Below are 12,608 nucleotides of genomic sequence, written 5' to 3' on the forward strand. Positions count from 1 at the left end.
AAAAATCTGCAAAAAAATAGTTAATTTTTGCAGATTCAATAATTTATTAAGATGAATATTAATAAGCTTTCGCAAATAAAACTCTTCTTTTTGATGGCTTTCCTGAGATTAAAGAAATACCTTCCTCAACATCGTTATCCAATGGAATACATCTTATGGTTGCTTTGGTTTCATTTTTAATCTGTTCTTCTTCTTCAGCAGTTCCGTCCCAATGGGCGTAAATAAATCCGCCTTTTTCTTCTAAAACTTTTTTGAACTCTTCGTAAGAATCTACTTTCGTCAAATTATCTTTTCTGAAATTTAAAGCTTTTGTATATAAATCCTGTTGAATGGTTTTCAACAAATCTTCGATGTAAGAATCCAAACCTTCCAAAGAACGTGTTTCTTTCGTAAGATTATCTCTTCTTGCAATTTCTACGGATTTATTTTCTAAATCTCTTGCTCCGATTGCAATTCTCAACGGAACGCCTTTTAATTCATATTCAGCAAATTTCCAGCCTGGTTTGTTTTGAGTATCATTGTCAAATTTCACTGAAATTCCTTTCAATTTTAATTTATTCTGAATATCCAAAGCAACCTCACTGATTTGATTTAACTGCTCTTCTCCTTTAAAAATAGGAACAATCACCACCTGAATCGGTGCCAATGTCGGAGGAAGCACCAAACCAAGGTCATCAGAATGCGTCATAATCAAAGCTCCCATCAAACGGGTTGAAGTTCCCCAAGAAGTCGCCCATGCATGTTCTATTTTACCCTCTTTATTGGTAAATTTTACATCAAATGCTTTTGCGAAATTCTGACCCAAGAAGTGAGAAGTTCCCGCCTGAAGTGCTTTTCCGTCCTGCATTAATGCTTCAATGCAATACGTTTCGTCTGCACCTGCAAATCTTTCTGAAGGCGTTTTTAAGCCTTGTACAACCGGCATTGCCATAAATTTTTCAGCAAAATCAGCATATATTTTATTCATTTTTTCAGCTTCTTCCACAGCTTCATCTCTTGTAGCATGAGCGGTATGACCTTCCTGCCATAAAAATTCTGCAGTTCTTAAGAATAAACGCGTTCTCATTTCCCAACGAACAACATTTGCCCATTGGTTGATAAGAATCGGTAAATCTCTGTATGATTGAATCCAGCCTTTATAAGTATTCCAGATGATGGCTTCAGAAGTCGGACGAACGATTAGTTCTTCTTCTAGTTTGGCTTCCGGATCTACAATCAGTTTTCCAGGATTATCCGGATCATTTTTTAGCCTGTAATGGGTAACTACAGCACATTCTTTAGCAAAACCTTCAGCGTTTTTTTCTTCAGCTTCAAACAAGCTTTTGGGCACAAAAAGCGGGAAATAAGCATTCACGTGACCTGTTTCCTTAAACCTTTTATCCATTTCATCACGCATTTTTTCCCAGATAGCATAGCCATATGGTTTAATTACCATAGAACCTCTCACGCCGGAGTTTTCAGCCAAATCTGCTTTTACAACCAGCTCATTATACCATTTGCTGTAATCTTCGCTTCTTGAAGTTAATTTTGCCATTAATTTTTTTTTAATTTTTTAACTTTTCTAAAATTATGTAATCTAAAAATAAAAATCTATTTTTGATAGATTTTTGTTACCAATTAGTTGGTATATTTTTGGTACAGAATGCAAATATAATTTAAAATAAAAAATTTTTACATATCATGAAAAGAAATATACATAAAAGTTTATTTGGAATGCTGAAATCGAAAGGGATTTTGGCTGTTTCGAGTGGGCTACTGCTTATGTCTTGTGGTGCACAGATGGGCGGGTACAGCGAGACTGATGGGGTATATTACGACCCAAATAAAGATACATTACCTGAAGGAGTCATCATTAACGGTAATGAAGGAAACAGAGTAGGTGAATATTACGACTACTATCAGGATGATTCTAATATCATTGCTAATGCTCAAATGAATAAAACGGAGCAGGACAATCGTTACAACAGCTGGAGCGACACGAACTGGAATTCTACAGCAACCGACTCAGACTGGGGCAGCTTTGCCGGCAATGAAACTAACTACTATGATAACTCATGGGGTTGGGGAATGGGTTGGGGCTCTCCTTGGGGTTGGGGATACAATCCTTACTGGGGCTGGGGTTCTGGCTGGGGAATGAATTTATCCTTCGGCTGGGGTTGGGGTAACTCTTGGGGCTGGGGTGGCTATCCTTATTGGGGAATGGGCTGGAACAACTATTGGGGCTATAACCCTTATTGGGGAGGTTACTACGGAAGCCCATATTGGGGCTGGGGCGGATATTGGGGCTATAACAGACTCCCTTACGCAAGAAGTGGTGCTAATGGAAGAGTAGGTGCATTCAGAAGTGGTAATAATCTTTCAGCTTATAGGAGACCTAACACAACTTCTGGTTTTAGAAATAATAACAGCTCAGGATTTAGAAATAATAATAATTCAGGATTCAGAAATGGAAACGCTAACGGAAGCGGCTTTAGAAACGGAGTAAACAATGGCGGTTTCAGACAAGGAAATACAAATGGCGGATTCAGAAATGGACAAGGAGGATTCCGTAATCCAAATATGAATAATGGAGTAAGACCTTCAAGACCTAACTATAATTACAATCAACAGCAACAATCTTCTCCAAGAAGAAATGAAAGCTATACACCAAGAGATAATGGAGGATTCAGATCAGGAGGTTTTAACTCAGGAAGCAGCGGTGGCGGATTCCGAGGTGGTTCTTCCGGTGGCGGCGGAGGAATGAGATCCGGCGGCGGAGGCGGCGGTTTCAGATCTGGTGGTAGATAATTAAACTTAATAACTATTCTAAAAATAATGTTAAAAAAATCTTTAGTATTAATGGGTATTACTGCAGCTTTCTACCTGCAGGCTCAGGATATATCGACGATAAGAAATTCCATTGATGTATATTCTAATACACCTATGGTAGGTTCATCAAAGTTTAATGCAATGGCTGGCTCAAACGGAGCTTTGGGTGGAGATGCCACGTCTTTGCTTACCAATCCCGCTGGTCTGGGAGTTGCGATTGCAGGTGATGTTTCTGTAACCTTGTCTGTTGACAATAATAAAAATACAACTTCATTAGCAGGTTCTTCAACAAATTATAATATTAACAAGGTTAATATCGGAAATATTGGCGGTGTTGCTACTTTTCAGTTGATGACAGAAACTCCTTGGAAGTTTATTAATTTAGGAGCAAACCTATCAACTCAGACTCTTGAAAATTACATAGAGTCTCCGGGAAACACTAATATTTCTATTGCGAAAGACCTTGTTGATAGCAGCAATAATCCGGTTGTAGGTAATCTTTCTTATTTAGGGCACGCCTATAACAGATACGGAACTCAGACGAAATTCAACTTAGGAGTCGGTGCGAATTATAACAACGCTTTGTATCTCGGTGCAAGTATCAATATGCATTATGTAGATTTAGAGCAGTATGACAGCGCTAGATTCGGGTTAGACTTAGACAATACAGCTTATACATTTGATAAGCAATACACTCCATTTTCTGAAAAGTCAAACGGATTCTCTGCAAGTGTTGGTGTAATAGGAAAAGTAACTAATCAATTGAGATTAGGAGCCTCAATTGAATCACCAACTTGGTGGTCTTTAGACAGAATTTACACTGATTACTATACAGGTTCAGACGGATTCGTTTATTATGATAATTTTGTAGAAGACAGAAGATTCAGATCTCCGATGAAAGCAACTTTGAGTGGTGCATTTGTACCAACTAAAAACTTTGCCATCAACGTTGACTATACTTTGGGGCTGACCAAACCTAAATATAAAGTTCAGGGTGAGGCAGAAAGTGAATTGAATTCATTCTTTAACGATTCTTACAAGAATTTGTCTGAAGTAAAAATCGGGGCAGAATATAGAATTAAAGCTTTAAGATTTAGAGGTGGTTATTCTTATGCATCAAGCCCTTTTGATAATACGACAATCAGTGCATTTGATAATAACGGAAATGCAGGAGACCGAAGCTACAGCAATCTGATTTTGGGAGACCGAAATACGATTGGAGCTGGTATCGGATATGATTTTGGTAAATTCTTTATTGATGCGGCATATCAGAATATTACTTCGGAATACAAAAATCCTTTTTTAAGCGGAAATGAAGTCGTTAGAAATGGAACTGTAGTAAGTACAGGATATTATTCAGGTGATTTTGATGTATTAACACCTACTTCTGCAGTTTCAGATGTGAAAAGTGTAAGAAATAATTTCTTCTTAACTGTAGGATGGAAATTCTAAATTTAAATCCTTAAACATAATAAAAGGCTTCGTGAAATTTTCTCGAAGCCTTTTTTATTGGATTAAAATTAAATTTAATGATGATGTCCTACATGAGAATGGTCATGGAATAAATGCATCAGCAAAGCCAGCGAAACTCCCAAGATAACTAATCCGATTTTAGACCAGTTAATATTGTGGTTTTTATTACTTTCAAAAATAATGACCGAAGAAATATGGAGGAAAATTCCTCCTACAATGGCTAAAAAATACGGTTGCCAGTCAGGATTAAAATAATTTCCCAAAAGCATCCCGAAAGGTGATGCCAAAGCAAATAACGCTACAATTAAGATTGATGGATACGATGCTTTTGAGCCCGTTCTATTAAATAAAAACGCTCCTAAAATAAATGAAATCGGAAGATTGTGAAACAGGATCCCAAGCAAGTAAGGAGAAAACGGGTTCGTTTCATTGGCCAGAGGAATTCCTTCTATAAAAGCATGAATGAAAAGCCCAACCATCAAAGCCATCGGAAGAATATTATTTTCATTGTGATAATGAAAATGCCCATGTTCAAAACCTTTTGTCAGCGCTTCAAGAATCATTTGTAGCAAAACTCCGCCAATTACAAAAATCCCGAGATTTCCGATATCTGAAGCATAAACCTGCGGGAAAACTTCATTCAGGCAGATGGTAATTAAAAAACCGGCACTCAGAATCAGTAAATTTTTGGCAAATTTTTCTTTCTGACCAAAATATTTTCCAAGCAAAACTCCGGCAACGACGCTTAATATGAGTAAAATGAAAATCATTATTTCTTTCTGAATAAATTAATACAACGTGGAGAAACTTCTTTATCAAAATCATTCAGCTGATAATCTCCCCAGATTTTAATTCTTTCGAAACCACTTTCTTCAGCATAGCTTTTAATGGTTTCCAAAGTATGAAGTTTTACTTTCTCAAAATAATGATGAGATTTTCCGTCAGCTTCAAACTGAATGTCCTTTACAATATGTCTGCCTTCGATTTTTTTTGTGATTTTAAAATCAATTTCTCCTCTTGTAATGACATTTTCAGGAACTAAATTCTTTCTTACAAACTCTTCATTCAGATAGTCCAGAACGAAATAACCATCTTTTTTCAAAGCATTGCTAACCGATTTGAAAACTTTTTTATCATCTTCTTCATGATCAAAATATCCGAAGCTTGTAAAAAGATTAAAAACGGCATCTACAGGCTCATAATCAATAGGGTTTCTCATATCATGAACATTAAAAATCAGGGTTTGATTTTCAAACTGTTTGTTATGTTCAATACTTTTACGGGAAAGATCCAGGCCAAGTACATCATATCCTAATTTATTGAGGAAAACCGAATGTCTTCCTTTTCCGCACGCAAGATCAATGATTTTTGATGATTGGGGAAGCTGTAGTTCAGAAGTAAGTTTCGTAATAAAACTTTCTGCTTCTGTATAATCTCTGTTACTGTAGAGCAAATGATAATAAGGGGTATCAAACCAAGATTCAAACCATTCCATCCTGCAAAAATAGTGTTTTTAGTTGATGGTAAGTTGTTGTCGGTTGATGGTTTTTATCACATCCGATGATTTCTATCAACTATAAACTGACAACCAACAACTAAAATTGCTACTTTTGCAAAATGGATACAGAAAATCTAAAAATTCAGATAAAAACATTCTTTGGTCTGGAACCTATTCTTGCAGAAGAAATCAAAAAGCTAGGTGGAAGAAATGTAGAACTTAAAAACCGTGCAGTAAACTGCGAAGGTGATTTAGGTTTTTTATATAAAATCAATTATTCTGCACGAACTGCCCTTAAAATTCTTATTCCGATTGTAGAATTTAAAGCATTTAATGAAAGTAAGTTTTACGATAAGCTTTTCAAATTTGAATGGGATGATTTTATGAGTGTAGATCAGACTTTCGCAATCGATTCTACGGTAAATTCCGAGAGATTTAAGCATTCTCAGTTTATGACTTTTAAAATGAAAGATGCGATTGTAGATTTCTTTCAAAACAGATACGGAAAAAGACCAAATATTGAAACGAGATCTCCGGATATCAAATTTCATTTGCATATCGACAGAGAATTGGTAACGATTTCTTTAGATTCTTCAGGAGATCCATTGTTTAAAAGAGGGTACAGAAAGGAACAGGGAGAAGCTCCAATTAATGAGGTTTTGGCAAGCGGAATGCTGCAATTGGCAGGTTGGGATGGGAAAGGAAATTTCCTTGACCCGATGTGTGGTTCGGGGACGCTTTTAATTGAAGCGGCAATGATTGCTTTAGACCTTCCTGCGCAGATTTTCAGAAGAAGATTTGCATTCCAGAACTGGAAAAATTATGATCACGAATTGTTTTCAAAAATAAAAGAAGTTCGTGTAAATCGTGTGAAAGAATTTACAGGAAAAATTGTGGGTTACGATATCGATGCAAGAATGCTGAATGCAGCAAGAACGAACATAGAATCTGCCGAAATGGAAGACATCATCGAAGTAAGAAAGCAGAATTTCTTTGATTCCAAAAAAGATATGTTCCCGTTATTGATGGTTTTCAACCCTCCGTATGACGAGAGAATTTCGATCAATGATGATGATTTTTACAAAAAAGTAGGAGATACTTTCAAAACGCATTATCCGAACACTTTGGCTTGGCTGATTTCTTCAGATTTGGAAGCGGTAAAGAAAATCGGACTTCGACCTTCAAGAAAAATAAAGCTTTTCAACGGAAAACTGGAAACAAGATTTTTGCAGTATGAAATGTATGAAGGAACGAAAAAAGTGCATAAATTAGAAAATAATTAAAACGTAAAAACCTTCCGGAAGCTGGAAGGTTTTTCTATTTCAAAACTCAAAATATGTCTTGAAATGTTTTTGACTTTACAGAAATTATTTTAGATCTTTTAGAGTTCTTGTTTAGCGGGAGATCTGCAGAAAAAAGATTAATGATTGATTTACTTTTTACTCTACCAACGAAGGCGCAAACCCATATTGCTTTTTAAATGCATAAGAAAAATGTGAAAGGTCTTCAAAACCAACTTCCATAAAAACGTCCGAAGGCTTTTTGTTTTTTTCAGTTAAATGATAAAATGCCAGTTCAAGACGTTTATAAGTAAGCCATCGTTGTGGTGTGGTGAGAAAAATTCTCCTGAAATCCCGATTGAAAGTTGATAAACTTCGTCCCGTCAAGTACCCGAATCTTTCCAGAGGCATATTAAACATATAATTTTTCTCCATAAAATTTGCAAGATCTATTTTTCCCGGTTCTTCAAAATCTGCCAGAACAGAATCTATGTTTTTGTCAATAACGCGCAGAATATTGACCGCTTCGTTTATTTTTAAATCTGCAATGTTTTCCGGAAAAGAATCCTGAAGATCAAAATAGGGGATCAGTGAAGCCATGCAGCTTTCCAGAAGAGGATGCTTTTCAAAGCTGTATATTTTGGTTTCCTTACGAATATTTTTTGTCTCAATTTCGATATTAGAATAAAAATCCTTCAAGCGCTCCTTTGTAAGATGCATAACAACAGCTTTGTGCGGAAGTCCGTCTTTAGGGTAATTAATGATTGTTGCCAAATGATTTCTCGGAATCAAAAAAATATCTCCGGCTTTGAAAATATAAGATTTGTCCGCATGAATAATTTTCGTTTCTCCGGAAATAAACCAAACCAGCATGTGAAATTCAAAAACAGTTTCCGTTTTGAAAAGTTTGTCATCATAAGTGGAAAGCTTAATATCAGGCGTGATATATTTAATCTGAAAATCCATTATAAATCTATTTCAAGGATAAATTTAAGTAAAAGAAATTACTTCACATCGAATTGTAATTGTATTCCGGTCATTTCTTCACTTAATTTCCAAAGTCTTTCCGCACTCTCCTGATCAATAGAATAGGGCTGAACTCCTTTTATGGTGGATGGTTCATCATATCGATGCTCAATTTGCCCGTTGTCGATCTCCGCAATATTACAGTTTTCACAATATACTCCTCCTATATTTTCCAAATGCCGAGTTGTAGCGCACCAAACCGTTGTTGCAGCACCTTGTGGAATGGTTTTTAGTTTAGCTCTTACTTCAGGTTTTATTTTTCCGCTTTCGTCGTGAGTTCCCATCTGGATAAACAAACCGATCGGTTCTTCTCTTCCTAAGTCTGTTCCGTAAACAGAACCGGGATGCACTGAATAGGATCTGATATTATATTGTTTTGCTTTTTCGTCCAGAGCAACAGAAAATAAATTACAAGCTGTCTTTGATTGTCCGTAACCTGCTAAAGTCTGATATTCTCTGTTTTCGAAATTTGGATCTTCAAAATTGAAAGGTGACATCTGATGTCCGTATGATGAAACCATGATTACTCTTGCAGAATCTGCTCTTTTCAAAGCCGGGAATAATTTTGCGGTAAGATGAAATTGAGATAAATAATTAGTGACTAACTGTGATTCGTATCCTCGGCCGTCTCTTTGTAGCGGAACCCACATAATTCCTGCATTATTAATTAAGAAATCTAATTTTCTTTCTGAAGCAACAAACTTTTCTGTAAAGTTTTCGATAGATTCAGGATTCATTAAATCTAATTCTTGTAATTCTACATTGGGAATTCCAGATAGATTTGTTTTTGCTTTTTCTAAACTCCTTGCAGGTACGATTACTGTAGCTCCTGCTAAAGCCAGAATTTTTGTAGTTTCAAGACCAATACCTGCATAACCACCTGTGATAATAGCTGTTTTTCCTGAAAGATCAATTCCTCTGATCACTTCCTGAGCCGTGGATTGTGCATTAAATCCTGAATTGATCGGCTGCTGTAACTTATTAAGTCTCATTTTTAATTTGTTTTAAAGTTTTGTTGAGACAAAGTTATTATGGTCTTTAATTTTTGAGTTTGTTTAAAATGTCAGATTGCTTTGTTTAAAATTCTAAACAGATCAGATATGATTTGTCTTTCTTTTACGTTTTAATTTGTAATAAATCTTTGCGCATTCTTCACTGAATAACTAATTTTGAAAAATTTTCAATTTGAAACCTACTATTTCCATCGTTGTTGCTATTTTTAACCGAAAAGATGAACTTTTCGAACTGCTCAATTCTCTCAATGCCCAAACGGATAAAGATTTTGAAGTAATTATTGTTGATGATGGTTCTATGATCGATTTAAAACCGACGATTCATAATTTTGAAGAAATTTTAAACATCAAATATTTCAAGAAAACCAATTCAGGACCAGGCTTGTCGAGAAATTATGGAGCAAAAAGAGCATCGAATGATTGGTTGGTTTTCGTAGACAGCGATGTGATTGTAGAAAAAGATTATATTGAAAATATCAAAAACAGTATTGTTACTATTCCTTGTGATGCCTTTGGAGGAGCCGATAAAGCGCATAAAGGTTTCAACCTGATGCAGAAAGCAATTTCGTATTCGATGACTTCAGTTTTTACAACTGGTGGAATCAGAGGAAATAAAAAAGCGGTTTCTAAATTCCAGCCCAGAAGTTTTAACATGGGCGTGAAAAAAGAAATTTTCGAGAAAGTGGGTGGTTTCTCAGAGATGAGAATCGGGGAGGATCCGGATTTGTCGATGACGCTTTGGGAAAATGGTTTTACAACAGCCTTTTTTGATACAATTGCAGTCTATCATAAACGAAGAGTAGATTTTGGAAAGTTCTCAAAGCAGGTGTATCAATTTGGTTGTGCAAGACCGATTCTGAATCAAAGACATCCGAATTATGTGAAAATTTCTTTTGCTTTCCCTACTTTGTTTTTATTGGGCTATGTTTTAGGATTTATTGAATATTTTATTTTAGGAAAAGGTTTTATTCTTGCGCTTTACGGATTGTACACTTTCATGGTTCTGCTTCATTCTTTAATTGTGACTAAAAATATCGCCATTGCAGGGATGGCAGTTATTTCCACTTATATCCAAATGTTTTCCTATGGTTACGGATTTTTAAAATCATGGATTTTACTGAATGTTTTAAAAATGAAACCTGAAAATGCATTTCCGAAACATTTTCATAAAGTTTGATTTTATCGTAAAAATTTTTGATACATTACTTTCTAGAGTAAATTTTTAACGCAAAGATTTTTTATAAAAACTTTGATTTTAGGGAGCAAAAAACAATAAATTTGCTACGCAAAGCTTAAAACATACGTTTTATAAAATCAACTTGTTGATTCCACTTTGCTTGCTGGAATAAGAGATTGGTTAAATTAAACTTTGCGTTAAAAATTTGACTAAAGTAAAAAAATGCTTTGGAGAAGCAAAGCCTTTGTAGAAAAAGATTTCTAAATATATTGAGCTCCGTAGGAGCGAAACTTTTCTTACATTTTGTGGTCTTTTGAAATGCTTAAAAATGCTGCGCAAAAAATATCTTTTGTGACTTTTGCGGTTAAAAAAAATAATAAAAGCCGTCGAAATTCAACAGCTTTTATAACAATAATTAGAATATGGATGAAATGGTTTCATGGTTTAGAACGCCTGTTTTGAGCATGCATTCTTTCATCTTTTCGTATGTTCTTTCGATATCGTGATCGAGACCGATTGAAAATCTTATAAGTCCGTCTGAAATTCCCATGGCTTCACGTTCTTCTTCAGGAATTTCTGATGAAGTAGAACTTCCTGAGCATGAGAATAATGTTTTATAAAAGCCTAAACTTACCGCTAAATAGCCTAAATTTTCCTGCTGCATCATTTCCATTAATTCGTTGGCTTTATCGGTTGTTCCTGCGTCTAAAGTCAGCAATCCTCCAAATCCGTACTCTTCGTGCATCATGCTTTTCATCAAGTCATGATTTTTGTGGGATTTTAAACCTGGATAAGAAACTTTTAAGCCGTCTTTTTCAAATCTTTTAGCAAGATACATTGCATTATGGCTGTGCTGTTTCATTCTGATGTGAAGTGTTCTTAAATTCTTAAGAATACTTGCCGAGCGGAAACTGTCCATCGTTGGACCCAAAAGCATACAAGCTCCGTTGTTTACATTTTTGGTATCATTGATGAATTCCTGGGTTCCGCAATAAACTCCACCTACCGTATCGCTGCTTCCGTTAATAAATTTAGTTAAGCTATGAATTACAACGTCTGCTCCCAATAAAGTCGGTGAGATTGAAAGTGGAGAGAAAGTATTATCAACAATCAGTTTTAAATTGTGCTTTTTACAGATTTCTGATAGTTTTCTCAGATCAGCAACCTCCAGAAGAGGGTTACTTACACTTTCACAATATATAATTTTAGTGTTTTCAGTGATTGAATTTTCAATGGATTCAAAATTATTAATGTCTACGAAAGTAGTTTCAATTTGAAACGGCGGTAGAAAATTTTTCAGGAAAGCGTAGGTTCCACCATAAATGGTTCTGCTCGAAATAATATGGTCTCCTGACTTGCAAATCTGCATCAAAACGGAGGTAATAGCTCCCATTCCTGAGGCAGTAACGTTTGCAGCTTCAGTGTTTTCCATTTTTGCCAAAGCTTGGGAAAGATAAAGATTCATCGGTGATGAATGTCTTGAGTACAGATAACAGCCGTCTGCATTTCCTTCAAACGTATCAAACATGGTTTTTGCCGAAAGAAAAGTGTAGGTAGAGCTGTCTGAAATTGAAGGGTTTACTCCGCCAAATTCTCCAAAATATTGTAAGTCCTGAATTTCATTTGCCGCGTTGAATCGATCCATATTTTTTGTTTTAAAAATGAATCTTTCTATTATTTATTACAATGATTAATTCTATATTTAGAAAATAAAACTATTAAAATTTATTTTGGTAGAATAAAAGTTGGTTATATTTGTTTTAATCTAAACTTTGCTAAAATATTATCTATGCTATTTGACGAAACGGATAAAAAACTGCTTCAATATCTGCAGGAAGATTGTAAACAAACCACCAAAGAACTGGCTTATAAACTTGGATTGTCTGTGACTGCTGTTTATGAACGCATAAAAAAGCTTGAAAACTCAGGTGTGATTTCTAAATATGTTGCGTTAGTTGATAAAACAAAAATTGACAAAAAGTTTCTCATTTTATGTCATGTGAAACTCACTCAGCATAAAAAAGAATATCTGATGCAGTTTGAAAAAGAAGTGTTGCACTTAAAGGAAGTCACGGAATGTTTTCACGTAAGCGGAGACTACGATTATATTCTTAAAATCAGCCTGAAAGATATGGATGATTACCGGAATTTTATGGTGACCAAACTCACAACTTTACAGCATATTGCAAGTACGCACAGCTCGTTCACAATTTCTGAAGTGAAAAATACGACTGAGATTGTTTTGTAAATATTTTTTAGGAGCTTTTTCCCGCTTTCCGCACTCGCTATTTTATTTGTTTCGGGGGGGGGGGGGGGGGGGGGGGGGGGGAAAA

General features: G+C 35.4%; 11 protein-coding genes. 5 read left to right on the plus strand and 6 right to left on the minus strand.

All coding sequences use genetic code 11. The features are described 5' to 3' along the window. Nucleotides 1-58: 58 nt before the first annotated feature. The gene (gene proS, locus ACR1PN_RS18735) at nucleotides 59-1,534 is read right to left on the minus strand and encodes a proline--tRNA ligase (RefSeq protein ID WP_433981265.1); all 1,476 of its coding nucleotides are present in this window, start codon (nucleotides 1,532-1,534) and stop codon (nucleotides 59-61) included. A gap of 146 nt (nucleotides 1,535-1,680) precedes the next feature. Here proS and ACR1PN_RS18740 point away from each other — a divergent pair, with 146 nt between their 5' ends. Together ACR1PN_RS18740 and ACR1PN_RS18745 are read left to right on the plus strand one after the other, a co-directional pair. Continuing rightward, nucleotides 1,681-2,787, plus strand: a complete 1,107-nt coding sequence (locus tag ACR1PN_RS18740) for a prolyl-tRNA synthetase (protein WP_433981266.1) — start codon at nucleotides 1,681-1,683, stop codon at nucleotides 2,785-2,787. Nucleotides 2,788-2,838: 51 nt separating this feature from the next. After that, nucleotides 2,839-4,260 carry an OmpP1/FadL family transporter gene (locus tag ACR1PN_RS18745; protein WP_433981267.1) on the plus strand — a complete coding sequence of 474 codons (1,422 nt, stop codon included), beginning with the start codon at nucleotides 2,839-2,841 and terminating at the stop codon, nucleotides 4,258-4,260. A 74-nt stretch (nucleotides 4,261-4,334) separates the two neighbouring features. On the opposite strand, the gene ACR1PN_RS18750 is transcribed toward ACR1PN_RS18745, so the two are convergent. Together ACR1PN_RS18750 and ACR1PN_RS18755 are read right to left on the minus strand one after the other, a co-directional pair. Then, nucleotides 4,335-5,051, minus strand: a complete 717-nt coding sequence (locus tag ACR1PN_RS18750) for a ZIP family metal transporter (RefSeq protein ID WP_378173886.1) — start codon at nucleotides 5,049-5,051, stop codon at nucleotides 4,335-4,337. After that, a complete protein-coding gene (locus tag ACR1PN_RS18755; protein WP_433981268.1) occupies nucleotides 5,051-5,776 on the minus strand; it encodes a class I SAM-dependent methyltransferase in 726 nt (241 codons plus the stop codon). Before ACR1PN_RS18755 ends, ACR1PN_RS18750 begins: the two co-directional genes overlap by 1 nt. A gap of 122 nt (nucleotides 5,777-5,898) precedes the next feature. Here ACR1PN_RS18755 and ACR1PN_RS18760 point away from each other — a divergent pair, with 122 nt between their 5' ends. Beyond that, the gene (locus tag ACR1PN_RS18760; protein ID WP_433981269.1) at nucleotides 5,899-7,062 is read left to right on the plus strand and encodes a THUMP domain-containing class I SAM-dependent RNA methyltransferase; all 1,164 of its coding nucleotides are present in this window, start codon (nucleotides 5,899-5,901) and stop codon (nucleotides 7,060-7,062) included. 156 nt (nucleotides 7,063-7,218) lie between these two features. Here ACR1PN_RS18760 and ACR1PN_RS18765 read toward each other — a convergent pair whose 3' ends face one another. Then, nucleotides 7,219-8,025, minus strand: coding sequence for a helix-turn-helix domain-containing protein (locus ACR1PN_RS18765; RefSeq protein ID WP_433981270.1), 807 nt, complete (start codon nucleotides 8,023-8,025; stop codon nucleotides 7,219-7,221). 38 nt (nucleotides 8,026-8,063) lie between these two features. Then, the gene (locus tag ACR1PN_RS18770) at nucleotides 8,064-9,077 is read right to left on the minus strand and encodes an SDR family NAD(P)-dependent oxidoreductase (RefSeq protein WP_433981271.1); all 1,014 of its coding nucleotides are present in this window, start codon (nucleotides 9,075-9,077) and stop codon (nucleotides 8,064-8,066) included. A gap of 193 nt (nucleotides 9,078-9,270) precedes the next feature. On the opposite strand from ACR1PN_RS18770, the gene ACR1PN_RS18775 reads away from it, so the two are divergent. Beyond that, nucleotides 9,271-10,275: a glycosyltransferase gene (locus ACR1PN_RS18775; RefSeq protein WP_433981272.1), complete on the plus strand. Its 1,005-nt coding sequence runs from the start codon at nucleotides 9,271-9,273 to the stop codon at nucleotides 10,273-10,275. A 415-nt stretch (nucleotides 10,276-10,690) separates the two neighbouring features. Here ACR1PN_RS18775 and ACR1PN_RS18780 read toward each other — a convergent pair whose 3' ends face one another. After that, on the minus strand, nucleotides 10,691-11,920 hold the full coding sequence (locus tag ACR1PN_RS18780; protein ID WP_433981273.1) for an aminotransferase class I/II-fold pyridoxal phosphate-dependent enzyme: 1,230 nt from the start codon (nucleotides 11,918-11,920) through the stop codon (nucleotides 10,691-10,693). A 144-nt stretch (nucleotides 11,921-12,064) separates the two neighbouring features. On the opposite strand from ACR1PN_RS18780, the gene ACR1PN_RS18785 reads away from it, so the two are divergent. Beyond that, the gene (locus ACR1PN_RS18785; RefSeq protein ID WP_433981274.1) at nucleotides 12,065-12,523 is read left to right on the plus strand and encodes an Lrp/AsnC family transcriptional regulator; all 459 of its coding nucleotides are present in this window, start codon (nucleotides 12,065-12,067) and stop codon (nucleotides 12,521-12,523) included. Nucleotides 12,524-12,608 lie beyond the last annotated feature (85 nt).

The sequence above is a fragment of the Chryseobacterium sp. RLHN22 genome (genome assembly GCF_051011795.1).
GTDB lineage: Bacteria > Bacteroidota > Bacteroidia > Flavobacteriales > Weeksellaceae > Chryseobacterium > Chryseobacterium zhengzhouense.

Coding starts and splice junctions, on each gene's coding strand:
- ACR1PN_RS18755 (WP_433981268.1), bottom strand. CDS start 5,776: ATGGAATGGTTTGAATCTTGGTTTGATACCCCTTATTATCATTTGCTC.
- ACR1PN_RS18760 (WP_433981269.1), top strand. CDS start 5,899: ATGGATACAGAAAATCTAAAAATTCAGATAAAAACATTCTTTGGTCTG.
- ACR1PN_RS18740 (WP_433981266.1), top strand. CDS start 1,681: ATGAAAAGAAATATACATAAAAGTTTATTTGGAATGCTGAAATCGAAA.
- ACR1PN_RS18765 (WP_433981270.1), bottom strand. CDS start 8,025: ATGGATTTTCAGATTAAATATATCACGCCTGATATTAAGCTTTCCACT.
- ACR1PN_RS18780 (WP_433981273.1), bottom strand. CDS start 11,920: ATGGATCGATTCAACGCGGCAAATGAAATTCAGGACTTACAATATTTT.
- ACR1PN_RS18745 (WP_433981267.1), top strand. CDS start 2,839: ATGGGTATTACTGCAGCTTTCTACCTGCAGGCTCAGGATATATCGACG.
- ACR1PN_RS18770 (WP_433981271.1), bottom strand. CDS start 9,077: ATGAGACTTAATAAGTTACAGCAGCCGATCAATTCAGGATTTAATGCA.
- ACR1PN_RS18785 (WP_433981274.1), top strand. CDS start 12,065: ATGCTATTTGACGAAACGGATAAAAAACTGCTTCAATATCTGCAGGAA.
- ACR1PN_RS18750 (WP_378173886.1), bottom strand. CDS start 5,051: ATGATTTTCATTTTACTCATATTAAGCGTCGTTGCCGGAGTTTTGCTT.
- proS (WP_433981265.1), bottom strand. CDS start 1,534: ATGGCAAAATTAACTTCAAGAAGCGAAGATTACAGCAAATGGTATAAT.